Genomic DNA, 26,674 nt, shown 5'->3' with positions numbered 1-26,674 from the left:
ATGGAGCAACTTAGCATGGTAATAGGGCTATTGGTTGCCCATTTACTGGGAGACTTCTATTTTCAGCCAACTCGCTGGGTGGAAAGCCGAAACACTAAACATCTGCAATCGCCTGCGTTATACCTTCATGCTCTACTGCATGGTGTGCTAGCACTTATTACGTTGTTCGCCGTGTCGGTATTTACGACAAAAGAGGCGGGCATGGCGGATATCGATATTGCAGCATTATTGATGGTAGCTGGTGGGGTATTAATAAGCCATTTTGTTATTGATGCAATAAAGTCTTACGCGGGAAGCACAACACTAGCGTTTGCAGTCGATCAAGCCGCGCACATAGGTGTAATTGTTATTTTATGGGCGATGCTTACTAATCAGGTCGGGGCATTGTTTAAGCAACTCTTACTGGTTAATCACCAGCATCTGGCCTTACTCTTGGCGTACTTAATTATTTTAAAACCAACGTCCATTTTCATAAAACAACTTCTGTCGCCATGGAGCAAAGAGCTTGATGAGCATGCCAAACCTAAAACAACTAGCCCACTGGTTCAGCTTCCTATACAAAATACGCTCGCCATGGCAGGGCAGCGAATTGGCTATTTAGAGCGCTTGCTTATTCTTACCTTTGTACTGCTCAATCAATTTGCTGCAATAGGTTTTCTACTTGCTGCTAAATCAATCTTTCGGTTTGGCGATTTGACAAAAAGCGAAGACAAGAAACTAACGGAATATGTATTACTGGGCACATTAACGAGTGTAGTCATTACGCTAGCGGTCGGGCTTACCGCTAGGTGGTTTGTTGGAAAAATTTAGTTCTCGATAGTTTCTAGCATCAATGTTGCAGCTGCACCCACCTGTAAGGGAGGATGGTAATAGTAGCCTTGAATCACGTCGCAGCCCATTTCACGCAGGCGTACAAGCTGGTTTTCTGTTTCTACGCATTCACCCACCGTGGCTAGGTTAAGTCCTTTGGCCAGCATAACAATAGCGCTTACAATACCATCGTTAGATTTTGACTTGCCTAGTTTTTTAACGAAGCTGCCATCAATTTTCAATTTATCAATGGGTAACGTAGAAATATAGCTTAAGCAGGAATAGCCGGTACCAAAGTCATCAATGGATACTTTAAAGCCCAATTTTTTTAGTTTCTTCAGTGATGTTAATGCAAATTCGGTAGAGCTTATAAACGTATTTTCAGTCAGTTCAATTTCAATGAATTCAGGCGGAATCTGGTTACACGACATAATCTCGGCAATTTGCTCGGCACAATCTAATTGGGTAATAAAACAAGCTGGCAAGTTAATCGCAATAGGCACTATAGGAATCCCTTGTGCACGCCATTGATTCATTTGAGCGCTCACACGATTTAAAATCCATATGCTCAGCATATTGATAAGACCTGCTTCTTCAGCAATAGGTATGAAGTGTGAAGGAGGAATATAGTTACCTTCATCATCTTGCCAACGTATTAACGCTTCCATGCCTTGAACATGACCAGAATGGGCACAAATTTGGGGCTGATAAACCATATGAAAAGCATCTTCAAGTTTTAGCGCTTGTCGAAGTTGCCCTTCCACAGACAGTCGATTTAATGAATTCTCTAACATGCCGTTATCGAAGAAGCAGAACTGGCCTGGTCCATTCTCTTTCGCATGATACATACTGGTATCGGCATGCTTTAAGAGGGATATGCCGTTTTCATTCTGAGTTTCATATATTGCGATACCAATACTGGTAGAAATGTGAAGTTGATGACATTCCAATAGCATCGGTTCACTCAAGCTCGCGATAATTTCATTCGCAAGGTACGCTAAATCATCTTTAGAGTGAGTTTCTTCAACCATAACAACAAATTCATCGCCACCCCACCTAGATACACTGTCTTGTCGTTTCACAATTTCAGTCAGCTTTTTCGAAACTTCAATAAGTACCTTATCGCCAATATCATGCCCTAAACTGTCGTTGATAAGTTTAAAGCGATCTAAATCTAGAAACATGACGGCCAGTGGGCTGCCATATTTATTAGCTTTGTTTACCGCAAGTTCCAATTGATCCAAAAATAGGTGGCGATTCGGTAAGTGCGTTAACGCATCATAATTGGCACGTTGGTAAAGTTGGCGAGTTCGAAGCTCTACTAAACTCTCAAGCTCAGTATTATGAGCCTTTAGCTGCTCTTGGTGATTTTCAACGGTTGCTAAAATATCGTTAACGCCAGAAAATAATTCGCCTAATTCATCATTGCGTACTGCTGGCAGGCGAGTGTGATATTCACGAGATGTTGCGACTTTTCTAATAAGCGCGATCAGTTTGTCGATGGGGCTGGTAAAGAGTTTCTGTAAACGAAAATTTAGCAAGTAAGAGAGCAGCATGCTTAGCAACAATACGCTTAATACTACCAGCATTGCTTGATGCTGTTGTGTATCAAGAGAGTGCGTACTGGCCGATAACAAAAGGTAGCCAATAATTTCTTTATCGAAAATGATAGGTTCTAAAAAGTAAAGCGCATCGTCTTTAAAGGTGGCCCCTAAAGGTAGCTGCTGGGGGGAGGTTAAGTCGAAGACGCCTTCTCTGGCATATTCGGCGAACAGGTTAAATTCAGCATCGTAAACCTTGGCGGTTAACGTAGCTTGCAACTGCGATGCTGCAAACAGTAAATCTTGGGTAGGTTGAGCGTCATTGAAAAGTACCGATGAACGGCTGGCCGAAGCCAACAATTTAGACTGGCTGCTAAGCACGTTCACTAAGTTAGTTTTGTAATCATCCACAAAATTGGAATACAGTAAACCCGCTACTAGGCATAGCGATAGGAAGTTAACCGAGAGGATGGCAAACAATTGTTTTGTGAAAAACGACGTAGAACGAAATATCATTTTATTTTCGCTACCTTCAACAATTCGGAGCTAATCGATAATTTAAGACGCTCAGCCTCTGCTAAATCAATTTCAAACCTTAACCGATTGTTTTCCTCATAAAACGTAAATACCGATGGGCGGTCAATAAGGTTAGGTAAATCACTTATAATGATGGTTGAAGTGGTAAGGTTTAACAGGCTGTCATCATTTTTGGTTAGGAATGCAAAGGTGCAGCTCTGTTTACCATCTAACACAACGATGCGAATGGGTGCACCACTGCTACTAGGCCTGCTTTCAACTAACTGGGTTAAAAATTGCTGAAACGCCTCATCATTCTGCACGCAAAAATTGACCGAGTCAGTGTTAATACTGCTCCATGTCATAAATTTTGTGAAGTTAAACATGTAAGCCGCTTTAAGCTTGTCGACCTTTTTTAGGTCAGCAAATGCTGAGTGACTGACACCTAAGGTCAGAACGACAACAATCAGTAATGAACGCATATACAACGCTTAATACAACACAGAAAGTTGAAGGCCAGCTCGCCACAACTCTTGGGGTTGAGGGCCATTTAGATTTTGATATACAGGCTTACTGACATCGGCAACCACTTTTAACCAGTCGATGGGAACAAATGAAATCCCCCCGAACACACTTACTTTTTCTCCGCCATACAGATCAGGATTAGTAATACTTGCAGGGTAGGGGTTGTTACCACCTATCGTGATTTCATCGTCTTGCCCGTGGATAGATTCTGAGTAGCCAAAGGCGACTCCAGTGAACAATGCTGTGCTCTGGGAAAGTGGGAAGTTATATTTTCCACTAAGTTTATAGTTGTTTCCTAGGCGATAGTTCCTATCGTTGGTACCCGTGCGGAGCATGGCTGATAGGGTGATAGTAAATGCGTGCTCGCCCTTATTTTGATAACTCACTTCAACAGGGAAGTCGTAGGTTCCCGAGCCTAGCTGCATTGTGTAGGGAAGTTGTTGATTACCTGCATCTCTAGGCGTATCGCCTTGCTCATCGATGGATCCGGTTGGCAAACTAATTCCCGCTGTTACCCACCAACTAAAATCACTATTGTCTTCTAACGCATAACTTGCTGAAAGCGCAATATCGCTCATGCCTGAAGATGAAATAACAAAATGTTCGTAACCTGGTACTACACTGATATGGTCAGTTTCTTGGTGAATGAAAGGAACTTGAATTCCTAGTTTTAGACCTTCATTTACTTGGTAACCTAGTTGAACAATTTTAGCGTACTGGTCGATAATTGTCGGTACAACAGGAAAGTTGTTTGTAGTTCGTGGTTCTTCACCAGGCGAGAACAACACATCATCGAGACTTATATCGCTATCATCGATTTTATAGCCATCAAATTCTGCGGCTTTTAGTTGTACAGAGAAGCTCCACTTATTCGCTGAAAATTGCTGGGTATCGTTTTCGTTTATATCAATATCAAGCAACGCTTGAAAGCTTAATTCAGCGAATTCTGAAGGTGTACTTTGGGCTAATGCATTAGAGGTAAAAGAAACTAAGCCAAAACTGGCTATTCTCAGAAATGTTCTCATTGATGTGCTCCGAGATTGGCCAAGGGAAAAGTAAACACAAAGAAGAATGCAAAGTATAAGGTAATGCTACACTATTACAAACTTCTAATATACTCGTCAACCAAATATGGGAGCTATTCAACTAATTGATTAGGAAGGAATAAGTTAATAAACAAATGAAAAATTTTCCACCTATTAATAGCCTATTAAGAACGCGTTTCAATTTAATGCAGAAGCCAACCAACAGCTCACAAGTCACGGCCTTTTACGGTACGGGCTAACTAAAAACTAGAACAAGTGAGTTAACCCTTTAAAGCTATAGGCTTAACCCACTCATTATGGTTATTAGAATACGCGGTATGCACTATCGGTGCGAATATAAATAGTCGCTTCTTGCTGACCTTCATTCACTAGTTGATGGTTAAAGGTGCCAGTAGACTCCACATAGCTACCCGCACTTAACGATATAGGTGATGTTACTTCTACTGACTGATAATCTACGTCGCCAGCTATAACGACAGCGCGAAATTCGCTGGCGCGTGTACCAATAGTGCCTTTAAAGCCAGCGGGTAATTTTACCATTGAGCCATTCATATCGCCGGAGCTGCCCCACAAATAAGTAGACGAGACACCCGCTGCAGTTATGTCGTGCAGCTCACCACTGTTAAGCCACACAATGTTGTCTTTATGCAGGTTTAACGGGCGTTCACCATTATCAAAATGCTCATTAGATGGTTGTACCAAATAAGGGCCAGAATCAATTTCTAAATAGATTAAATTGGCGCTGCCGTTTGCTGCTGTGGTGTGATCTTCGCCAGCAGGTTGGGTCCAAAAAGAACCCGCAGGCATCCACATTTTACCTGCACTAGGATCGTCATTATGCATAGCACCTTCAATCACAATGCCGCGATACGTAATATTATGAATATGCGGTGGAGACTCAAAACCTTTATTAAAACGTACTAGCATACCGGTTGCAGTATCTTTAGTGCGGTCGCCCCAAAGGTCTGCTGCGCTTGGGCTCTTATCGCCGCGAAGCGGGTTAAGGTAACCCCATTCAATATCATCTGCTGCTACGACCTTAGATGCTGTTTCTGCGGCAAACGCTGATGTACTTGTAAATGATGTTGAAAGTGACACGGCGCTAGAAAACGCAAGTGCGAGCGATGTTGCTTTAACTGTGAATTTCATTTTTAAACCCTTTAACTTGATTGCTTGGGTGTATTTTATGGGCTGAAAGGCAGTGGATAAATGGGCTAATCGCCAATACACTTTCGTTAAAACGTGGATAATAGTTGCTGTACTTGAAGATATTGATTCGGTTTTAGCTATAATGAAATGAACCTGGCTAAAGTTTATGCCATTGTAGTTACACAACCATAGCGTTAATAAAACTAAATTCTACTAAATAAAAAAGAAGATGTTATGAAGATAGAAGACTTGCAAGTATTGCTCAAGGTGGCAGAACTGCATTCAATAACTGCTGCAGCGAACCAGCTAGACATAAGTTCCTCTGCCGCAAGCGTAGCATTAAAGCGTATAGAGCAAGAGCTTGGCACTCAACTGTTTGTGAGAACTACCCGCAAAATACGATTATCCCCTGAAGGTGAGCGTTTTCTACCCTTATGTCAGCAAGCAGTAGACTTGCTGCAACAAGGTGTTATGCGTATTAGTGAAGAGCAGCAAGACATTAATGGCGAAGTGAAAATGGCCATGTCTTCGGAGATGGGACGTAACCTAATGCGGGTTTTGCTAAACGATATTATGGCGGAACATGAAGACGTATCAGTTAGGTTACAGGTAAGTGACAGCCGTGTGGATTTCTACCGCGACGGGGTAGACGTTGCACTAAGAGCCATGACCAAAAGCGCGGTTCAAGAGCTCAATATGTATGGGTTCAAAATTTGTAATATTCCACACTTTATTTGTGCTTCGCCACGCTATATTGAAAAGTATGGGGAACCTACTAGCCCCGAAGAATTAGCAAATCACAATGCATTGCTTTACAAATTGTACGAGCTAACCCACGACGGTTGGGATTTGTATAAAGACAAAGAGAAATTCAAAGTTAAAGTGAAAAGTAACCGTGCAGTGAATGACGGCGATATTGTGCGCCGATGGTGTGTTGATGGGGTGGGAATCGCAAAGAAATCGGTTATTGATATTGCAGAGGATTTACTGGCGGGGCGCCTTCAGCGGGTTATGCCTGCTTATCAAATTTCCCTAACTGAAATGTGGCTGGTGTTACCTAGTAGACAACTTATAACGCCTGCTATACGGCTAATTAGGGATGAACTGAAGGTGAAAATAAATACGCTTAGAAACGCGCTGATTGAAAAAGAAATGATAAGTGAAGAAGACTGGCCTGCATCAGAATAACCCGCAACAGTAGGATGAATAATTCAGCAGGTAAAAAATTCACGGGTTTTCACGGACTTCCAGTGCTTCAATATTGATAATAGTAGAGCGGTTTAGGGTTATCTTAAATCGCTGTACTTGCTGCTGCTTTTGTTTGTTGGTATGCATCAGCACAACGTTTATTTGATAGCGTCGCTCAACGGCTTGTTTAGTAATTTTGTTGTTTTCTAAAGAATACAGCCTACCTTCACCTTTCTTTAGAAAGCGAACAAAGGGGGTGAGGTTAAAATAAATACGTTGCTGTATGTCGTCGTAACCTGGCAGGAAGTTTTTCGCATTTACGCGAGTGTCGCTGCGAAAATGAAGTAACTGTGCCGCTTGTTTGTTTTGTTGCCTGCGGGTTTGATACAACTTATCAACTTGCTTCGGTAAATCTTTATTGCGAATGTATTCAAGCCAAATAGTTTGGGTGGCTATTCTGCTTTTATTCACACTGTGGCTATAAATAATCTTCCATTTCGGTAGCCCTTTTTGAATACGCCGCCAAATTACCCGCGTAATGTCTTCTTTAAAGATTTCCCTTAGCCCGTAAATAACCCCAAGAATACCTACAAAGGCGACGGTAACTTCAGTGAAGTTAGTACGAGCGTTCAACACCAATACCATCACTAAAGCCATAATAATTGCGGTAACCGTGCCACGCACTAGGCGGTTTAAATAGGTATTCAAACTTTTGGTTTTTTTCTGGAACACCACGCCGTACTCAATTAAGCGCTGTAATAACCGCATTTTGTTAGTAATACGATTGGGATCATCCAGTGTGATTTGTGAATTGTATTGATTATCTTCACGGTATTGGTTCTCACGGCGACAAAAATCGAAAAGAAATTTTCGCTCACTGGAATAATCACTGCTTTTAGGTGCAGCCGATAACAACTTCAAAAATGACTGCTCTACCTGCCAACTTAAATAGTTGTCTGCATTTTCGAAGTAAGCCCTTAATTTTTCATCAGTGGGTGTATAACGCCTGAGCTTTTTCAACAAACTAGAGGTTTGTTCTGCAAGTTCTATAGCTTGGGGGTAAAAGGTTTTGCTGTCTTTTAACTTGAGGGTTTGTTTTATATCAGTGTCGAGTGCGGTACGTATTTGATACGAGTACAAATTCAAGTTTAAGCGGTAATCACTCTGCTCGCCTTTTTTCTGACTGATAAAGCGACTGCGTACCAGTGGTACATGGAGTTGATCGGAGTAGTAGGCACTGTGATTTTGAATGCTATGGTGAAAATATTGTTCTTCGGTGAGGGTTTTAGCGCTAATTCCCATGTCGTCAGGCAATGAAAAAAACAGGTCAAGACGCTGATGATCGCTAGGTAGCAGCTGATAATCGACTCTAATAGATAGGTTTTCATCTTGTGTAAGTTTAATTTTTTGCACTTAAGTAATTTTCGCCTTGTTTGTCACAGTGTTGCAGCTTCTTACGAAAGTATGCACTAGTTTGGTTTTGTTAAGAAGAATACTAGGGATAATCTAACCCATATAGGGTGGCAATGCATTTTGAAATTATTTGAGGATACTTATTATGCCCATCCATTTAACTAGTACTTATTCCAGGCATGCATAGTATCTAAAACTTTTTTGAGTGTTTTATGAACTGCTTTTAGGTTAGTGCTTAGCGTAATAAATTGTTCGTGTTCAATCTAATCGTAACTTCTAACAGACGAAAGTTTATTTATACCAAAATAACCGGCTCCAAAAATAGTATATAAATCATACTAAATAAAGAAAAGTAAACCAATAAAGCATCAGTTTTTGTGCATTTTGACCTTTTAGTCTGTGCTCAATCAAAGCGCCTTAGATTTAGCTCAAATCATTTTTAAATAAATTCAGCTTTTGTCAACGTTGAATTATTAGTGTTAATCCCTTAGTATTTATTTTTATTGAACGATCAATTAATAAAAAATACACATTTCTCAGATAGAGTTGAATATCTTTCTTAGTCTTCAATACTGAATAGTGCCGTTTGTGGAAACAAGCTTTCAACTAGCAGTTGTAATCTCAAGTGGAAACTTTATCTGTAAACGCTTTATGTATAGATAACGGATTCAAGACGTTAATCAAGCGGTATGTGTGTTACTTCGAGAGATCAGGCCTGCGTAAAGTAGTCTGCACGCCTGACAAAATGAATTTGAACAATGTCAGCATGTTTTAATCTGCTGGCACTTATCAAGATAGGTTTTAATGTGACAACACCGGTTTATCAAAATTTCATTCATGGCAAATTCATCGCCAATAAAAGTGGCGAAACGTTTGCGGTTAAAAACCCTGCTACCGACGAAGTTATTTACCATGTTGAAGTGGCAGACGAAGGGGTGCAACAAGCGGCAATAGCAAGCGCAAAAGAAGGCTTTGCTACTTGGTCTGCTATGACACCGGTTGAGCGTAGCCGTATTTTATTAAAAGCTGTGTCATTGTTACGCGAACGAAACGATGAACTGGCTAAAATTGAAGTTCTAGATACAGGTAAGCCTTGGCAAGAAGCCGAGTGCGTAGACGTTGAAACCGGTGCTGATGTCATTGAATATTTTGCAGGCTTAGCGCCAACGCAAGTGGGTCAACAGCAAATGGTGGGTGACGACTTTTACTACACCCGCAAAGAGCCGCTTGGCATTTGTGCGGGCATTGGTGCATGGAACTACCCGCTACAAATTGCGTGTTGGAAGTCTGGCCCTGCCTTAGCGGCAGGTAACGCCTTACTGTTTAAACCTTCAGAAGAAACACCATTAGGTGCTATTAAACTTGCTGAAATTTTCTTTGAAGCGGGCGTACCAGCTGGCGTGTTCAATGTTGTACAAGGTGCAGCAGAAGTTGGCCAATGGTTAACCCAACACCCAGATATTGAAAAAGTGTCTTTTACTGGCGAAGTCGGTACAGGCAAAAAGGTAGTGGCGAGTGCAGCGGGTTCATTAAAAGACGTCACCATGGAACTTGGTGGTAAATCGCCATTGTTGGTGTTTGAAGACGCCGACGTATCGCAAGCAGTAAGCGCAGCCATGCTGGGTAACTTTTATACCCAAGGTGAAGTTTGCACAAACTGTACACGGGTTTACGTGCATAAATCGGTATACCAAGCCTTTATTGACGAGCTTAAAGCCCGTACAGAACAAAACATAGTTGCTGGCGACCCGCTCGATCCTAACGTGAATTTAGGCGCACTTATTTCTAAAAATCACCAAGATCTAGTGATGAGCTACATCAATAAAGGTGTTGAAGAAGGCGCTACCGTACTAACGGGCGGCACAACGCTTAGCCCTGAATCTGCGCCAAACGGCTACTTTGTGGCACCTACTGTATTTACCGATTGCACCGACGATATGACTATTGTTAAAGAAGAAATCTTTGGCCCAGTCATGAGTGTGTTGGTGTTTGAAGACGAAGCCGTTGTTATTCAGCGTGCTAACAATACCCACTTAGGCTTGGCTGCAGGTGTGTTTACCAAAGATATTAAACGGGCACACCGTGTTATCCACAAGCTGCAAGCCGGTATTTGCTGGATAAACAGCTATGGTAATTCACCGGCTGAAATGCCTGTGGGCGGCTATAAGCAGTCTGGTATTGGCCGCGAAAACGGAATTGAAACGCTCGATCACTACACACAGACCAAATCAGTATATGTGGGCATGACCGACATAGAGAGCCCGTTTTAATGAGTAAGCAAGCATATGATTACATCATAGTAGGTGCTGGCTCTGCAGGGTGTGTGTTAGCTAACCGGCTATCAGAAGACGCAAGCCATAACGTGCTTTTGCTAGAAACCGGCAGTAGCGATAAAAGCATTTTTATTAAAATGCCCACGGCATTGTCTATTCCCATGAATAGCGACAAATACGCATGGCAGTTCCACACTGAAGAAGAGCCGTTTCTAGATAACCGTAAAATGCATTGCCCACGAGGCAAGGTATTAGGAGGTTCTTCATCTATAAATGGCATGGTGTATGTTCGCGGCCATGCAAAAGATTTTGATGAATGGGAAGCACATGGCGCACAAGGCTGGAACTACCAAGCGTGCTTACCGTACTTCCAAAAGGCTGAATCTTTCTACCTAGGGAACGACGAATACCGAGGTGGCAATGGGCCATTAGGGGTTAACAATGGCAACGAAATGGCCAACCCTTTATACACCGCCTTTATAGAAGCAGGAAAAGAAGCGGGCTACGCTACAACGGCTGATTATAACGCCGCCCAGCAGGAAGGCTTTGGCCCTATGCACATGACCGTGAAAGACGGCGTGCGCAGTTCGGCCAGCCGTGAATACCTAGACCCGGTTAAATCGCGCAAAAACCTAACGCTTGTTACCGGTGCACTGGCTGAAAAAGTTATACTTGAAGGCAAAAAAGCGGTGGGTGTGCAGTACAGCGTAAACGGTAAACGTGTTACCGCAAAAGCCAATAAAGAAGTGGTGTTAAGCGCCGGTTCTATTGGCTCGCCACACCTTTTACAACTTTCTGGCATTGGCGACAGCGAAACGCTTAAAGCAGCAGGCGTTGACGTTAAGCACCATTTGCCAGGGGTAGGGCAGAACCTACAAGATCACTTGGAGTTTTACTTTCAATACAAGTGCAAACAGCCTATTACGCTTAACGGTAAATTAGGGCTGATTTCAAAAGGCTTAATTGGTGCACGTTGGATGTTTACCCGCAAAGGGTTAGGTGCCACCAACCATTTTGAGTCTTGCGCGTTTATTCGCTCGAAACCTGGTGTTGAATGGCCAGATATTCAATATCACTTCTTACCAGCGGCCATGCGTTACGACGGACGTAGTGCCTTTGATGGCCATGGTTTTCAAGTGCATGTTGGTCACAATAAGCCTAAAAGCCGTGGTGCCGTTACTATTAAAACGGCTAATCCTACCGACGCACCCAAAATTCAATTTAACTACTTGCAGCATCAAGACGACATTGAAGGCTTTCGTGCCTGCGTGCGTTTAACGCGTGAAATCATTGAACAAAGCGCGTTTGACGACTACCGAGAAGATGAAATTCAACCAGGTAAGCATATTCAAACCGATGAAGAAATTGACGCCTTTGTGCGCCAATCGGTTGAAAGCGCCTATCACCCGTCATGCTCGTGCAAAATGGGTGAAGATGCCATGGCCGTAGTGAACTCCAATACGCAAGTGCACGGTATTGAGAGGCTACGGGTGGTGGATTCTTCAATTTTCCCAACTGTACCTAACGGCAACTTAAACGCGCCCACTATTATGGTGGCAGAAAAAGCGGCTGACTTAATACTGGGCAAGCCAGCGCTAGCACATTCACCGGTTAGCGTTGCTACATCAACAAACTGGGAAACGGTTCAGCGTAATTCAACGATTTAATCTGAGCGGCCTACACGTACCAAAAAGGCATTTTTGGTACGTATGAAAAATATAACAACAGGAAGAAAGATGGAGCATTATCGTTTGTTTTGGGGAGGTAGTAATGACCTTATGGCTTAATGCTGGGATCATTTTCACCCTATTGGCCATTGTGGTTATTCTTGTTAAATGGGGAAATGTGAAGTGTATCGGTGTCACGCCGGTTAGGCTTTTCACTTTTATCGCCATTCTATTTACCTCGGGCCTAGACGTTGGCTTGATCATGTTTCCGCTTACCGAGTTCGGTGGCTATGCAAACATAGCAGCGAACCCTGAATACGCCTTTACTAACCCTATCGCGATTGAGTTTGGCTATTGGGGCTTTCTAATATGGGGCTTTTACTTTCTTACCTGTTTTTATTTTTGCGTGGTAGAGCCCAAGGTTAAGTTCTTCGAAATACCACTGGTTAAATTCATTAATAACGTGGTCATTATTGGTACCTGCGCCTTTACCGCGTTTTTACTGTTGTCGAATTTACCCTGGTATTTACCTGCTATCGGCGATGGTGAGTCCATCATACCTACTTTCTATTTCATCGTGTTCGCGGCTATCTGCTTTGCGGTTTACTCCAGCACCGACATTAAATATGTACGGTTATTAAGTATCTCTACAACATGGTTGTTTATCGCGTTAATCGGCTTCATGTGGGCGGGCGCCTTCTTGGGAAATGACAGCCAAATTGCCGCATTTACACATAATTTAGAGCTGATAGGCAGTTACTTTGGAAACATTGAACATTTTGTATTGCCGCTAAACGAATACCATGAGTTTTACTTATTTTGGTGGTTCGCATGGAGCATCATGATTGGGCAGTTTACCTCGCGTTTTGTAGGAGGTTTACGCACCTATCAAGTGCTAGGTGCCATGCTGATATTTCCTTCAATACCTATTGCGGTGTGGTTTAGCGTTATTTATCAATATCACGAAGCTGGCATACCCACCACAGGCTTGAAGAACTTTGCGATGGCCTTCGTAGGGGTTGTGTTTGTCATTAACTCATTAGATTCGCTTATTCGCTTGTATACAGACAACTTAAATTTAACCGTAAAACGCTTCGGAAGGGTTAAGTACATTGCTATGAATGTAGCCATGCTTTCCTTACTAACTCTGCTGTTTAAATTAGAGTTTTTACAAATTCAGTGGGTAGGTGCATTAGTCATCGGCCTATTTTTCAGCTGCGCATTTTTCATGTTTTACCGAAAACCAAAAACCGTAAAAAATATCGATAGTTCTCCTAAAGACAACGAAATAGATTTTACAAAAATAGATTCAGGCTCGTAAAAGCCTCAAATAAAAACATCACTATCTATCTAAAAACACAAAATAAAATAAAAAACACACAACGGGAGTTTTATGAACACTTATGTGCCAAAAAAGCGAAGCTTAATCGCTTTATCTGTACTTGCAGCGACGTCATTAACGTCAATGCATGCGTTAGCTCAAGAAGCTGAAGCGCAAGCAGCTGAAGAAGACAAAGACGTTGAATCAATATTAGTGACTGGGCGTAATGTTTCATACGCTAACAGTGCAACTTCAACAGAAATGAAAAAGCAACAGACCCCGATGACTAGCGCATTGGCACTTATCGACAATTTGCCAGGTGTATTGGTAACTGAAGGCGACCCGTTTGGTTCTGATGAATGGTCTACTACGATTTCAATTCGTGGTTTTCAGGTTAACCTTGACTCTCAGCAAATTGGGATGACCGTTGATGGCATTGCTAACGGTAACTCTAACTACGGTGGTGGTACTAAAGCCAGCCGATATATTGATACTGAAAACTTACGTGGCACGGTAGTTTCTCAGGGGACCGCTGATATTAGCTCTCGTTCGAATGAAGCCCTTGGCGGAACAATGGATTTTACTACCATTAGACCTGCGCTGGACGAGCAATTAACAGTAAGCACCACATTTGCAGAATACAACGCCAGTAAAGTTTATGTTCGTTACGATACAGGCGAGATTGCCCCAGATACGTTTGCATGGCTTTCGTTGTCTACTCAGCAAAATGATGATTACATGGATGGGTCAGTGACTAATACCCGTGACCATTTAGAAGGTAAAATCATCAGCACAATAGGTGAAGTAGACCTTACGGGCTTCGTGAGTTACGACGATGCACAAGAATACACTTATCAACGTGTTTATGGGTTAGCCCAGTATGCTCAAAACCCGGAATGGGATGGACTAACTGATACGTGGTCTGGTATTCCTTATCAAGATCAGGTTTTTCGCGAAGGGTGGGTTACCGAGCGCGAGAATTTCTTTACCTATCTAAAAGCCGATTTCACAGTGGGAAGTGTTGATTTTAGTACTAACGTTTATTATCACGAAAACGAAGGTGCAGGTAAGTGGAACCCATACTATATTGCCGATGTAACTGATGACGGCGCAGGAAATGCAAATTCTGAATTAAATACGTCAAGCACCGTAAACGGCGGCAGCACCTTAGGCCTAATCTACTTTGTTAATAGTGCTGGCGAAGCCCTTTCACCTATTGATAACTGTGTCAGTTCAATCAGTTCACCTTACGGTGGTGGTGGCGCTGAAGTTGATCCAAATTGCTATGAGCAAGGCGCTATTGCAGTAAGCTCTAATCGTCACACTCATTATAATAAGAAGCGCTACGGTATTAACGGCGATTTCGTATGGAACACAACCATTGCTGATATGGACAACGTAGTTCGTGGTGGTTTTTGGTATGAAGATTATCAGCGTGACGAATACCGCGATTGGCACAAAACCATTGATGCTTCAACAAGCGCTCGCTACGAAAACACCCCTTATTGGATTCAGTACGATCGAGAGTTTCCGGTTGAAACGCTTATGTACTATGTTGAAAACGAACTTGATGCAGGGTTTGCGAAAATTCGTTTAGGGGCAAAGCAGTTTAACGTTGATGTGTCTAAAGAAGACCAATTTACCCCTGAAAATAACTTAAACATATCCTCTGATTCTGATGTACTTATTTCAGCTGGTTTCGTTGCACCATTACCGGTTAACGGTTTAGAGCTTTTCGGTGGATATGCAGAGAACTTTGCAGCGGTTAAAGATGCGGTATTAGAGCGTGACGACACTGATATCAGTACGGTAGAGCCAGAAACCGCAGACAATATCGATTTCGGTTTGCGTTATTCAACGCCAGGATTTAATGCAAGTTTAACGTATTACACGATTGAATTTGAAAACCGCATTACCTTTGTAAGTAACGAAGACGTAAATGGTATCGACTTCTTAGAATCTGCTGCAGGCGGCTACATCAATGACGGTGGTATTGAATCAGATGGTATAGAAGCATCTATTGATTACAACATTACTGATTCATTAGGCATCTATGTTTCATATACTAAAAACGACTCGACTTACACTGACGAAGGCGTTAGCGGTAACACCGTAATCGGTTCACCAGAAGACATGGCCGTAGTTAGTTTTGATTACACCAAAGGTGATTTCTACGCTGGCTTTAGCACAAAATATGTAGGTGAGCGTTTCCTAGACCAAGCTAATACACAAGAAACTGACTCTTACATTGTAAGTGACCTGTATGTAGGTAAAACGGCTTACGACATTGGCGGCAGCATTGATAGCGTGGAGCTAAGCTTTACCGTAAACAATGTGTTCGATGAAGATTACCTTGGTTCCATTGCTGCAAACGCCGGATGGATTGGTGCCCCTCGCATCGCTTCTTTCAACGTACGCGTTGCTATGTAATTAAAGAGGTGTAAAAGCGTTATTCATAGCGCTTTACAATCGAAATAATAAGGCCGCAACCAGACGTACTGGCTGCGGCTTTATTCTTAAATGTTATCACACGGTTTACATACTAACGCGCTATTGTTGTCTTTTTCATGCGCCATTCACTCAAACGACTTGTATTACCACATAAGGTGTTTTTATGAAGCTTTCGACGCTAAGTCCTGCATTATTGGGTATTTCATTATTGGTATCGGGGAGTCTTTTATCCCATGTAAGTCATGCCTCGGTTAGTATCACAAAAGGGAAAACGGCCATTCCACATGGGAATGCTATTTCCAACGAAGATTTAACCATTCAAAACGATAAACTAGCATTCGCTATTGCAGTAGATTCAGCGCCGCCGTGGGGCGTAGCAAGAGGCTGTATAGTCGACATTGCTAATGTGAAAGAGGATGGAGCACTTAGCAACGATCGCGTTGCTTTTGCCGATTTCATCCCAAATAATTGGTCAAGCTGGCCTAATACTTACACCAAAATTGATATTCTTAAAGACAGTGCTCAAGAAGCGGTTGTTAACATTAAAAGAGACTTTGGCGAAGCTGAAATAAGTACAACCTACAGCCTTTCTGAGGGCGCAGATCTTATTCATGTTGAAACCACAATGACCAATAAAGGTGATAGCGATATCGAAGCGCTTTCAGGCTACACCTTATGGCCAGATTCCGGATACAAATTCGCTGTTCCTCGTAGACACACTATCGAAAAATCATCTGAGAATTTATGGTTATCAGACCGCTTCGTGGGTTATGACGAAGAATGGGCGATTGCATTGCACGCACCTTATATGCGCGAAACTAAAAATCAGTCACGTGATTTATACGCGGCACATACCCTTGGCCCTTCACAAAGTGTGACTTTCTCGGGTGACTATCAGGTGTTGCCACGTGGTAACTTAGCGCCCGTTGTGAGTGCCGAAATAAAGCGAAAAGCACTTAAAAGTGGAAAAATAGAAGCGCACGTAAGTACACAGGAAGGGCAAACCGTTGAGCAAGCCGCCATTGTAGTGTCGCAAAATGGTGTGCCTTATATGTGGGCCATGGGTAACGGCAAGAATGTGGATTTCACGCTGCCGGTAGGCGACTACGAAGTTTACGCTACGGGCAAACAACATTCAGACAGTAAAACGCGCCTGATTACCGTTGAAGAGAATGTGACTCAGAAACTCTCATTCGATGCACTTCGCGCCCCAGGTGCAATAAGCCTTAATATAACCGATGCGAAAAGTCAGAAGCCCATAGATGCAAAAATTACAATAGAGCAGGGCAATCAACCACTCATCGAATATTTAGGGGCACGAACCTTCTTCACCGACCTCGATAATATTGGCAACGCCGTATTTGGTTTGGCACCAGGGGAATACGAATTAAGCGTTTCACATGGTGCGGGCTTTAACGCCAAAAGTACGATGATCGCGACAAGCGTTAATGCAAATAAAATAACGACTGTAGCAACTGCAGTTGATGTGAAGGCGTATCCTACGATGCATGGTTGGTATGCAGGAGACCTGCACCATCATGCCGATGTGTTGGAAGGGTCAACAAACCCTACAAATTTGGTACGTTCTCAATTAGCTGCTGGGTTAAACGTATTATTTGTAAGTGATCATGATTCCACTAAAAATAACGACACCATTCAAAACCTGGCCGATGCACGCAATGTGCCCTTTATACCGTCTATTGAAGTGTCACCGTCTTGGGGGCATTTCAACGCATTTCCTATCGATAGTGGGGCGCAATTAACGGTCGATCCAGGTGTAGATGACATACACAGTATTATTGAAGATGTGCGGCGCATGGGCGCTACTGTTATTGCGTCAAATCACCCTTACATACCTTATGGCTATTTAAGCAGTTTAGATAAAGGCACTGCGCCAGGGGGCTTTAACCCTAGCATAGATTTATTTGAGCTAAGTGCCGTGGTGAATAACGAGCCAACAATTAATAAAGCGTACCAGTTTTGGAATGAAGGGGTACCGTATTATTTCACCGCAGGATCAGACACCCACGATGTGTTAAACCAAATCAGTGGTTTAAATCGGTTGTTTGTATATACCGGCAGCAAACCGACGGCAAAGGCCTTCGCACAAGCAGCAAAAGACGGTCATTCTTACGTATCTTTTGGCCCTGTGATTTACCCTGAAAACGTAATGTTTGGCGATACGTTGAAGATTGCAAAGGCACAACCGCAAACAATAAGTTTTGATTTGGTTGCTGTAAATGGACTTAAGTCGGTACAGTTGATTGGTAGTGATAGTAAAGCAATGAATAAGCAAAGTGCTGCTAGCAGCGTAGTACTTGAAGATAAAACGCTTGCCGGTGAGCGTGATGCCGTTAGCTTTGAAGTTCCACAAGCTTCGGGCTGGGTAGCGTTGGTCGTAGAAGATAATGAAGGCCGTAAAGCCTATACCAACCCTATATGGCTTGAGTTGGTTGATGAGAGCCAGTTTTAGTTAAAAATAACAAAGGGTGTCAGAGTACAACTGAGTCATAATCCTAGCTTGCCGAGTATCGGTGAGCCACTGCCGATTGCGCAATCCGTGAATTATCTAAAGTATCGTCCTGATGTGGCCAGTGCTGAAAGGAACTTGGCTGCAAATAATGCTCGAACTGGTGTCGCACTTCCTACATTTGATTAGTGTTTATCAGTCCTTTTGGGGAGAACTTGAATGGGGTTAAGGTAATAGCGAAATAGCTCCTTTCACAAAGGGCTGCTCACTTCATCATTCTCCCTGTGGCCGGTCCTTTAGAAAAGCTACCGTATCTGATTCTGTTAATCCTTCAATTTCATGTATGTCTAAAATCGGGCCCATTGTCTTTACGTGATAATCCAATTCATTGCGCTTGTTTAGCTTGTTCAATTCGTTTCAGGCAAGTTGTACGGTAATTTTTGTAAATACGACTACCTGCTTGCAACGGACATGACATGATTATTCCTAATTTTTCATAGTGCCTAACGCCGTCTTTTGACAATCCTGATAACTTTGCTAACTCTCCTGTGAGTATCCTCAATTAATCCTCTTGACTGTGGGTTTACCCTATAGATTACGTTACTTCATTTACGCATGTGGGTCGGTGGTGTCGCCTCTAAGGCCATCTCCCTCAGAGTATATGTAGAAGAAATGACGTTTGGACTTCCCAGCTTCATGTAAAGCTTGAAATATACTGTAAAGAACATTGTTTATACTCTTGCAACTTCGAGGTAGCAGCAAATTTATATTTGTTATATTTTTAACGTGACCATCCGTTCAAAACTTATGGCAGAGAAGACAATGACTTCTGACACCGACCAGTTCGCTACAATCGAGAAACATAGAGGGCTTAGGCCCGTTAAATACCAATTTGATGGGTTTTTGGTTGATCTCAACGGTCAAAATGTAAGTTATAACGGTCAACAATTGGAGGTCGGGGGACGAGCATTTGACATTTTAGTCGCGCTCTTGGAGCGCTCTGGTCAAGTTGTATCACAAGAAATATTAATATCTAGGGCATGGCCAAAACTTTTCGTTGAAGAGGCAAACCTTAGAGTCAATATCGCGTCTTTGAGAAAATTATTTCGCGAAAATGGTGCTGACACTGAATACATTAAAACCGTACAAAGGAGAGGTTATTTATTTACCGAGCCGGTAGAAATCATCAATCAAGCGTCACTGTTGACCCCAACTATGTCGAATCTACCAAAGCTTCTGTCCAAACTAATTGGGCGAGAAAGTGAAATTTCATCAGTGCAAGAGCTGCTATTGAAGAAACGGTTTGTGAGTATTACTGGTCCAGGTGGCGTGGGTAAAACTAGTTTGGCGTTGAACATTGCAAAATCGCTCGACGAAAAAATCTATGGGAATGTTTGTTTCGTGGAGCTGGCACTTGTGACCCGTGGAGATTTCATTGAAACGGCATTAGTGTCGTCTTTAGGAATATCTTTAAGAGGCCGGAATGCCGTTGCATCAATGGTTTCGCACTTAAAAGAGAAACAAACGCTAATATTGCTAGACAATTGTGAACATGTGATTGATGACGTGTCTTTTATTCTCAGAAAACTGTTTAGAGAAGTACCTCAGCTATTTCTCCTTACCACCAGTAGGGAAGCAATAAAGGTTGAAGGAGAGGAAGTTTTTACTTTAGGCTCTTTGAAAGTGCCACCACAAGAATCAGATCTAACAGCAAAAGAAATAACGAAGTGGCCAGCAGTTCAGCTTTTCATGGAGCGAGCGATTTCGAGTGGTTATCGTCGAGAACTCAGCGATGACGACGCTAAGTTAGTCGCAAAAATCTGCGAAAGTGTAGATGGAAATGCACTCGCAATTGAATTGGCTGGTAGTCGGGTAGGGCAACATGGTATTGACGGAACATCTATCTTAATTAACAGCAAAAAAAATATTCAGTTACCAGGTCGACGAGACGCTATCAACAGACATCAGTCGCTTAAGGCAATGGTTGAGTGGAGTTTTTTACTGCTAGAACGCCGAGATCGAATGGTAATAGTAAGGCTGTCTATATTCGTCGGAGCATTTACTCTTAACGCGGCGAAAAATGTAATTTGCGATGACCTGTTGAGTGAAGATGATGTTGAACTATCAATTGCAAGTCTGTGTGACAAGTCGTTAATCTCAAGATCCAATGGCGTTATAGAGGGGGGGTATCGGCTACTTATTACCACATTGCGCTATGTATCTGAAAAGCTGAGTGAGAGTGGCGAAATGCAAACCATAGAAATAAAGCATCGTCAGTACCTCATTGCTGTTTTAGCTAGGTCGAAAAATGATGGGTATGAGCGCAGTTTTGTGGCGAACAATGATCTAGCGGATGTACTTGGTAATATTAGTGCATCTATTGAGAGTAGCTTGCAAGACAATGCTAACAAAGCGTATGTATCCAAACTTGTTGCTTTGACAACCCCAGTGCTGCTAAGAAGGTCAATGCTAAAGGAATGCCTAAATTGGACTCAACAAGCCTTAAATTGCCTGGCAGCTGATGAACGAAACACAGAAGTCGAGCTAGCCCTTTGGGAGGGACTGGCGGTTTCAGTGATGTTTACCAAGGGGAACTCACAGCAAACACTGGAATCAATTAACAAGGGTATTGAACTGGCACGTGAGCTAGACAGCTTTGAGGCTGAGCTTAGACTTCTCGCTGGCTTACACATCTATAAATCTCGTACCGGCGAGTTTCAAGAGTTAATGGGGATTTCAGAACAAGCGATACGCGTTTCAGATAAAATTCATAGCGATTATTTTACTGCGATGGCGGAATGGATGATGGGTGTCGCCATACATTTGTGTGGCGATCAGACGCTTGCTCATGAGTATTGTGAAAAAGCAATGAGAAGGTCAACTACCGAAACATTCTATTTAGACGCTTTTGGGTTTGATCACCTTAGCCGAGGGTTAATTGTCTTGGCTCGTGTGCTTTGGCTACGGGGGAGGCCGTCTAAAGCTGAGCAGGTCTGTGAAGAGGCAATTCGTGTGGCTGAATCTAGGGACTACGGTGTTGCTTTATGTATCGCGTTAATGTCCACAGCGACTGTTTCTTTATGGTCTGGAGATATATCAACTGCCACCATTCGTATTACTCGGTTGATAAAAAACGCCAAAGAATTTTCTTTGGAACCCTATCTGGCTGTTGGTGTCAGTATGCGAGGATACTTGGCAGTGTTAAAGGGGGATCCGCGTGTCGGCATTGAAGATCTTCGAGCAGGACTGAATACGCTTTCAAAAGAGCAACATAGAGTTCTCTCCACTGAGTTCTTGCTCGTTCTTGCCCGTGCTTTGAGTACGGTCAATCTATGCGATGAAGCCTTGTCGATATTAGAAGAAGCTCACCAATTTTCACGAACCCAAGGCGAACAGTACCAGTTTGCTGAAGTTTGTCGTGTCCGAGGAATGATATATCAGGCAAATGGAGAGCCTATTGAGCAAGTTGAGCAAGAATACCGTAATGCACTAACGATAGCGCAGGAGCAAAGAGTTTTAGGATGGGAACTACGAGCAGCTACGTCGTTAGCTAAATTACTAATATTAGAAAAAAGAAAAAGAGAGGCAAGTGAAATACTTGAACAAACAATTAATAAATTTGGTAGAGAAGTTGGAACGCTTGATATGAAAGTTGCACTAGAATTAAAAAAGTCAATTTAGAGCGAAAGCCACTCTTATTCACAACACTTTCTAACCTAAATTCAAACAACCAGTTTTTGCGACCTATCACGAAGGGTTTATTGGCTCTTTCCGCGTGTTTTTTGTCAATGCCTCGTTGGTTGTTTAAGGTGCAATTTATGACTTTTTTTAGTGATTAAGGCAGGCTAGTGCACACAATTAAGTTGTTGAATTTCTATAGAGCCTTCTCCTCATTCCGTGCCCAACTTCACGGAATGAGGAGGGGAAGTTGTTGAGTAAAATGGAGCCACCTCCTCAATTAATAATTATTTTTCTAGGTGTGATTTTAATGCTTGTCCGGCTTGAAGTAATGAATCTTGAACAGTAGGTACATCTGCCAGAACGTTCAACATGCCGAAGTCATGGATCATGCCGTTATAACGAGTCACGGTTACCGTTACACCCGCATCATTTAACTTCCGACCATATGCTTCCGCTTCGTCACGCAGTACGTCTTTTTCCGCCGTTTGAATCAGCACTGGAGGTAAGCCAGCCAATTGCTCAGTAGTTGCTCGTAATGGCGAGGCATAGATCTCATTGCGTTCGATTTGATCAGTTGTGTAATTGTCCCAGAACCATTCCATCATTCCTTTAGTCAAGAAGTGATCATTGGCAAACTCTGAGTATGATGCATTATAAAAGCTTGCATCAGTCACTGGCCACAATAGCAACTGGAATTCAATATTAGGCGTACCAGCTTCTTTGGCTTTTAGAGCAACTACGGTAGCCATATTGCCACCTACACTGTTACCGGCAACAGCCAACCTTGAACCATCCACACCAATTTTACGGCCGTTTTCAGATACCCATTTGGTAGCAGCGTAGGCCTGATTAATTGCCGTTGGATACTTTGCTTCTGGTGACGGTGTATAGTCAACGTAAACCGCCGCAGCACCAGAATTAACAACCAGATCTCGAATCAATCGCTCATGTGTAGGGTAATCACCTAGAACCCACCCACCGCCATGAAAATACATAAAAACAGGTAGCGAGCCATGAGCGTTTTCTGGTTTAACAATCACCAAGTCGATGGCCTCTCCATCAACGTTTATGGTTTTGTGCATAACATCGGCAGCACGCAGAGTGGCTCCCTTTTGAGCGCCTGTCAGGACAGCTCGCGCATCTTTTGGAGAGAGCAATTCAAGTGGTGTTCCACCGCTTTGCTCTAACATTTCCAAGAATGCTTGCGTATTTTTTTCGGTGCCAGGTGAACCGGCGGCAAAAGAAACGCTAGATACCAAAAAAGTACTGGCGACCATCGCTGATAAAAGTAGCTTTTTCACTTTGATACTCCTCTTTCATTAAGCAATGGTTGTGGTCATGTCAATGTTGCCACGCGTTGCATTAGAATATGGACAAATGTGATGTGCATCTGCAACGAGTTTTTCAGCAACATCGTTGTCTAAGCTAGGCAATACAACATTCAGATTAGCGTTGATAGCAAAACCGGTACCGCGAGTATTTTCACCGATGCCTATTTTTGCTGTAACGGAAAGGTCATCTGGTAGTTGCAGTTTCTGCTGCGCAGCGACAAACTTCATCGCGCCAATAAAACAAGCAGAGTAGCCAGCGGCAAACAGTTGCTCTGGGTTTGTACCATCACCACCAAGGCCACCAAGCTCTTTGGGTGTACTAAGGGCAACGTCAAGTTTATTGTCGGAAGAGATTGAGCGGCCATCACGACCACCGGTAGAAGTAGCTGTTGCGGTATAAATAGCGTTCATAGGTTTGTCCTCCAGGACGTTCATTTCGCCTCTAAAAGGCGGGTAAAGTTATTACCATAATTATTGTGTGTAATTTGCGCTAAATGTAAATTTTCATCTATGCCCTTAGTTAAATTTCAAATCGACTTGAAAGCTAATTGGTATTTATTTACTAGAGGTAAACGAAAGTGTAGAGCTGAAATACGCTTCCTTATTTTACGGTTCTAAGAATTTAGCTTGGTTGCGATATTAGCCACGTGTTGGCCTTGAAATTTTGCCAGAGCTAATTCTTTCTCAGATGGCTGGCGGCTTCCATCCGACCCAGCTATGCAAGCGGCACCTAGTGGCGATCCTCCTTTCACTTCAGAAATATCGGTAAGTTCCTGAGCCGCGTAAGGCAGGCCAACTAGAACCATTCCATGATGGAAAAGCGTAGTATGGAAAGATTGGATTGTTGTTTCATTACCGCCTCCAGTTCCGGTAGAGGTAAAAACACTACCGACTTTTCCGATTAGCTTGCCCCCAAACCAAAGACCGCCTGTTTGATCTAGGAAGTTCCGCATCTGCGCCGCCATATTTCCGAATCGCGTAGGCGTTCCAAATATGATGGCATCATAGTCAGCAAGTTCTTCGGGAGAGGCGATATCAGCCTCTTGTTCTAACTTAATTCCTGCCTGCATGGCTGCGTCTTCCGGCACTAACTCAGGAACGCGCTTAGTTGTAACTGTAACGCCTTCAACAGATGACGCACCTGCTGAAACTGCATTGGCCATAGTTTCTACGTGACCATAACTTGAATAATAAAGGACTAAAATATTCGTCATTTTGATTCTCCTTAGAAAATTTGTAATTAAAAATTAAGACGGCACAGTCATTCCGCGTTGGACACCCGATCGATTACCAACAGCTTTTAGCCAACGTCTTAGTGATTCTTTATCTTTAAGGCTTGCTGCAAGCAGATCTCCTAAGAAGGTCGTTGCACTGTAAATCCATGGGTAACAAGCTATGTCAGTGATAGTGAAACTCTCTCCCGCAAGATAGGTGGTATCGCTTAATCGTTTATCCATCACTTTAAGTAAGCGGTCTACTTCAACTAAAAACCGGGCGCTGGCCAAAGGTGATTTCTCTTTTGAAAACTTCTCAAAAAATCCGAGCTGTCCCATCATTGGGCCTAGACCACCCATTTGCCAATGAAGCCATTCAATTGCTTTGTAGCGTTCTTCGCCAGATGGCGCTAGAAACTTCCCATACGTTTCTGCTAGATAAGTCAGAATGGCTCCACTCTCAAATACGGTAATAGGTTTACCAATTGGGTTTTCGTCGACAATTGCGGGAATTTTGTTGTTGGGGGAAATGCGCAGAAACTCTGGGGTAAATTGCTCACTTTTCGACAAGTTAATGGCATGTACTTGGTAAGGAACCTGAAGCTCTTCGAGCATTATCGATACCTTACGCCCATTCGGTGTTGACCACGTGTATAAATTAATCATCTTCATCTCCAATTAGCAACGAGCCCCCTTAAACTTGCGCTGCGCCACCATCAACAAATAATTCGATGCCATTTACAAAGCTGCTGTCATCTGAAGCCAGGAAGAGTGCAGCTTTTGCGATTTCTTCTGGTCGACCTAAGCGACCGATAGGTACCTGTGTAGCCAAGAAATCAAATAAGCCTTCTTGTTGACCTTCTGGCGCCAACCCACCTAAACCTGGCGTTCGAATAGGGCCAGGGCTGATAACGTTGACACGTATCGATTGTGGTTTAAGTTCCAACAACCAACTACGTGCAAAGTTTCGAACCGCCGCTTTACTGGCACTATAAACACTGAAGTTCTCAGTGCCTTTGCTTCCTGTTGTGGAGGACGTCAGAATGATGGAGCCACCATCCTTCATCAGAGGTAAGGCTTTTTGAACTGTAAAAAGTAAGCCTTTTACATTTGTATCGAAAATACTATCGAAGTGCTCTTCTGTAACCGTACCCAGCGGCAACATGTCACCACCACCGGCGTTCGCAAAAACAACATCAATGTGACCTGCTTGCTGAATGATTGTGTTCATCACAGAGTCTAAGTCGACCAAATTAGAGACATCTGCTTGAATTCCTATTGCACGAGGTCCACAAGTTGCAACGGCGTCATCTAGGGAACTTTTACGGCGTCCGGTGATAAACACTATCGCCCCTTGTGAAGTAAATTCTTTGGCTGAGGCTAGACCAATACCGCTGGTGCCACCTGTAATCAATATCACTTTATTAATAAGTCTGTAACTCATGCTTTGCTCCAAAATGGTTGAGGATTCTGCAATCAGGAATCGGCTACTGGCATCTCTTGATACACGGCCATGAACCTTTTACCTCAGACCAAGAATATAGGTGGATGGAATGAAGCTTCACGTAAAAACTTGAAAGTTACTGTAAAGAACATGGTTTAAGCTCTTGCAATTACGATGTGGCAACAAACTTATATTTGTTATGTTTTTAACGAGATCATCCGTTCAAAACTTATGGCAGAGAAGATAATGGCGTCTGACAAAGAGCAATTTGTAACGACCGAAAATGATGGTGGCCGTCGGCCCGTTAAATACCAATTTGCTGAAATTTGTCGTGTCCGAAGAATGATATTGCAGGCGAGTGGAGAATCCGGTGAGCAGGTTGAACAAGAATTCCTTAATGCACTAACGATAGCGCATGAGCAAAGAGTTTTGGGATGGTAGTTACGTGCAGCAACCACTCTAGCTAAATTACTAGTATCAGATAAACGGGGCCCAGGGGCATTAAAGTACTTGATGAAACTATTGAGAAGAATGGTAAAATTGCATTGGTACTTGAAGGTACTTGAAGGTACTTGAAGGTACTTGAAGGTACTTGAAGGTACTTGAAGGTACTTGAAGGTACTTGAAGGTACTT

20 protein-coding genes are annotated in these 26,674 nt (G+C 42.9%); 9 read left to right on the top strand and 11 right to left on the bottom strand.

What is annotated here, in order from left to right:
- Positions 1–810 (top strand): DUF3307 domain-containing protein, encoded by an 810-nt coding sequence (locus tag KYS23_RS15475; RefSeq protein ID WP_218396364.1) that lies wholly within the window; start codon positions 1–3, stop codon positions 808–810.
- On the opposite strand, the gene KYS23_RS15470 is transcribed toward KYS23_RS15475, so the two are convergent.
- The 4 genes from KYS23_RS15470 to KYS23_RS15455 all read right to left on the bottom strand — a co-directional run bounded on the left by KYS23_RS15470 (position 807) and on the right by KYS23_RS15455 (position 5,587).
- On the bottom strand, positions 807–2,867 hold the full coding sequence (locus tag KYS23_RS15470) for a bifunctional diguanylate cyclase/phosphodiesterase (protein WP_218419301.1): 2,061 nt from the start codon (positions 2,865–2,867) through the stop codon (positions 807–809). The two genes, KYS23_RS15475 and KYS23_RS15470, sit on opposite strands and share 4 nt — an antisense overlap.
- Complete coding sequence (locus tag KYS23_RS15465; RefSeq protein ID WP_218419299.1) at positions 2,864–3,349, bottom strand: YfiR family protein; 486 nt, start codon at positions 3,347–3,349, stop codon at positions 2,864–2,866. The genes KYS23_RS15470 and KYS23_RS15465 overlap by 4 nt, the downstream gene beginning before the upstream one ends.
- A 9-nt stretch (positions 3,350–3,358) precedes the next feature.
- Positions 3,359–4,417 carry a hypothetical protein gene (locus tag KYS23_RS15460; RefSeq protein WP_218419297.1) on the bottom strand — a complete coding sequence of 353 codons (1,059 nt, stop codon included), beginning with the start codon at positions 4,415–4,417 and terminating at the stop codon, positions 3,359–3,361.
- Positions 4,418–4,741: 324 nt separating this feature from the next.
- Positions 4,742–5,587 carry a DUF4437 domain-containing protein gene (locus KYS23_RS15455; RefSeq protein WP_218419295.1) on the bottom strand — a complete coding sequence of 282 codons (846 nt, stop codon included), beginning with the start codon at positions 5,585–5,587 and terminating at the stop codon, positions 4,742–4,744.
- Positions 5,588–5,821: 234 nt separating this feature from the next.
- Between KYS23_RS15455 and KYS23_RS15450 the strand changes: the two genes are divergently transcribed.
- Complete coding sequence (locus tag KYS23_RS15450) at positions 5,822–6,775, top strand: LysR family transcriptional regulator (protein ID WP_159529948.1); 954 nt, start codon at positions 5,822–5,824, stop codon at positions 6,773–6,775.
- A 39-nt stretch (positions 6,776–6,814) separates the two neighbouring features.
- Here KYS23_RS15450 and KYS23_RS15445 read toward each other — a convergent pair whose 3' ends face one another.
- Positions 6,815–8,188: a hypothetical protein gene (locus KYS23_RS15445; RefSeq protein WP_218396371.1), complete on the bottom strand. Its 1,374-nt coding sequence runs from the start codon at positions 8,186–8,188 to the stop codon at positions 6,815–6,817.
- A gap of 806 nt (positions 8,189–8,994) precedes the next feature.
- On the opposite strand from KYS23_RS15445, the gene betB reads away from it, so the two are divergent.
- From betB to KYS23_RS15420, 5 genes are all read left to right on the top strand, one after another.
- Positions 8,995–10,458 carry a betaine-aldehyde dehydrogenase gene (gene betB, locus KYS23_RS15440; protein ID WP_218419355.1) on the top strand — a complete coding sequence of 488 codons (1,464 nt, stop codon included), beginning with the start codon at positions 8,995–8,997 and terminating at the stop codon, positions 10,456–10,458.
- The gene (gene betA / locus KYS23_RS15435) at positions 10,458–12,128 is read left to right on the top strand and encodes a choline dehydrogenase (RefSeq protein ID WP_159529952.1); all 1,671 of its coding nucleotides are present in this window, start codon (positions 10,458–10,460) and stop codon (positions 12,126–12,128) included. The genes betB and betA overlap by 1 nt, the downstream gene beginning before the upstream one ends.
- Positions 12,129–12,231: 103 nt before the next feature.
- Positions 12,232–13,449: a BCCT family transporter gene (locus KYS23_RS15430; RefSeq protein WP_159529954.1), complete on the top strand. Its 1,218-nt coding sequence runs from the start codon at positions 12,232–12,234 to the stop codon at positions 13,447–13,449.
- Between the two features lie 72 nt (positions 13,450–13,521).
- On the top strand, positions 13,522–15,879 hold the full coding sequence (locus KYS23_RS15425) for a TonB-dependent receptor (RefSeq protein ID WP_218396375.1): 2,358 nt from the start codon (positions 13,522–13,524) through the stop codon (positions 15,877–15,879).
- A 184-nt stretch (positions 15,880–16,063) separates the two neighbouring features.
- On the top strand, positions 16,064–18,373 hold the full coding sequence (locus tag KYS23_RS15420) for a CehA/McbA family metallohydrolase (RefSeq protein WP_218419293.1): 2,310 nt from the start codon (positions 16,064–16,066) through the stop codon (positions 18,371–18,373).
- Between the two features lie 382 nt (positions 18,374–18,755).
- On the opposite strand, the gene KYS23_RS20970 is transcribed toward KYS23_RS15420, so the two are convergent.
- Positions 18,756–18,932 carry a MerR family DNA-binding transcriptional regulator gene (locus tag KYS23_RS20970; protein WP_159529960.1) on the bottom strand — a complete coding sequence of 59 codons (177 nt, stop codon included), beginning with the start codon at positions 18,930–18,932 and terminating at the stop codon, positions 18,756–18,758.
- 260 nt (positions 18,933–19,192) lie between these two features.
- On the opposite strand from KYS23_RS20970, the gene KYS23_RS15410 reads away from it, so the two are divergent.
- Entirely contained in the window at positions 19,193–22,051 is a 2,859-nt protein-coding gene (locus tag KYS23_RS15410) for an ATP-binding protein (RefSeq protein WP_218419285.1), read from the top strand.
- 284 nt (positions 22,052–22,335) lie between these two features.
- Here the strand turns inward: KYS23_RS15410 and KYS23_RS15405 are convergent, their stop codons facing one another.
- The 5 genes from KYS23_RS15405 to KYS23_RS15385 all read right to left on the bottom strand — a co-directional run bounded on the left by KYS23_RS15405 (position 22,336) and on the right by KYS23_RS15385 (position 26,040).
- The gene (locus KYS23_RS15405) at positions 22,336–23,352 is read right to left on the bottom strand and encodes an alpha/beta hydrolase (protein WP_201299244.1); all 1,017 of its coding nucleotides are present in this window, start codon (positions 23,350–23,352) and stop codon (positions 22,336–22,338) included.
- 18 nt (positions 23,353–23,370) lie between these two features.
- Positions 23,371–23,793, bottom strand: coding sequence for an organic hydroperoxide resistance protein (locus KYS23_RS15400; protein WP_159529964.1), 423 nt, complete (start codon positions 23,791–23,793; stop codon positions 23,371–23,373).
- A 203-nt stretch (positions 23,794–23,996) separates the two neighbouring features.
- Entirely contained in the window at positions 23,997–24,596 is a 600-nt protein-coding gene (gene wrbA / locus KYS23_RS15395; RefSeq protein ID WP_159529966.1) for an NAD(P)H:quinone oxidoreductase, read from the bottom strand.
- 33 nt (positions 24,597–24,629) lie between these two features.
- Positions 24,630–25,262: a glutathione S-transferase family protein gene (locus KYS23_RS15390; protein ID WP_159529968.1), complete on the bottom strand. Its 633-nt coding sequence runs from the start codon at positions 25,260–25,262 to the stop codon at positions 24,630–24,632.
- Positions 25,263–25,290: 28 nt separating this feature from the next.
- Positions 25,291–26,040: an SDR family NAD(P)-dependent oxidoreductase gene (locus KYS23_RS15385; RefSeq protein WP_159529970.1), complete on the bottom strand. Its 750-nt coding sequence runs from the start codon at positions 26,038–26,040 to the stop codon at positions 25,291–25,293.
- A gap of 231 nt (positions 26,041–26,271) precedes the next feature.
- Here KYS23_RS15385 and KYS23_RS15380 point away from each other — a divergent pair, with 231 nt between their 5' ends.
- Positions 26,272–26,481: a hypothetical protein gene (locus KYS23_RS15380; RefSeq protein ID WP_218419283.1), complete on the top strand. Its 210-nt coding sequence runs from the start codon at positions 26,272–26,274 to the stop codon at positions 26,479–26,481.
- Positions 26,482–26,674: the final 193 nt, after the last annotated feature.

Origin of the sequence: Alteromonas lipotrueae (genome assembly GCF_019249255.1) — a bacterium.
Classification (GTDB): domain Bacteria; phylum Pseudomonadota; class Gammaproteobacteria; order Enterobacterales; family Alteromonadaceae; genus Alteromonas; species Alteromonas lipotrueae.
This window is presented reverse-complemented; position numbering and strand designations above follow the sequence as displayed.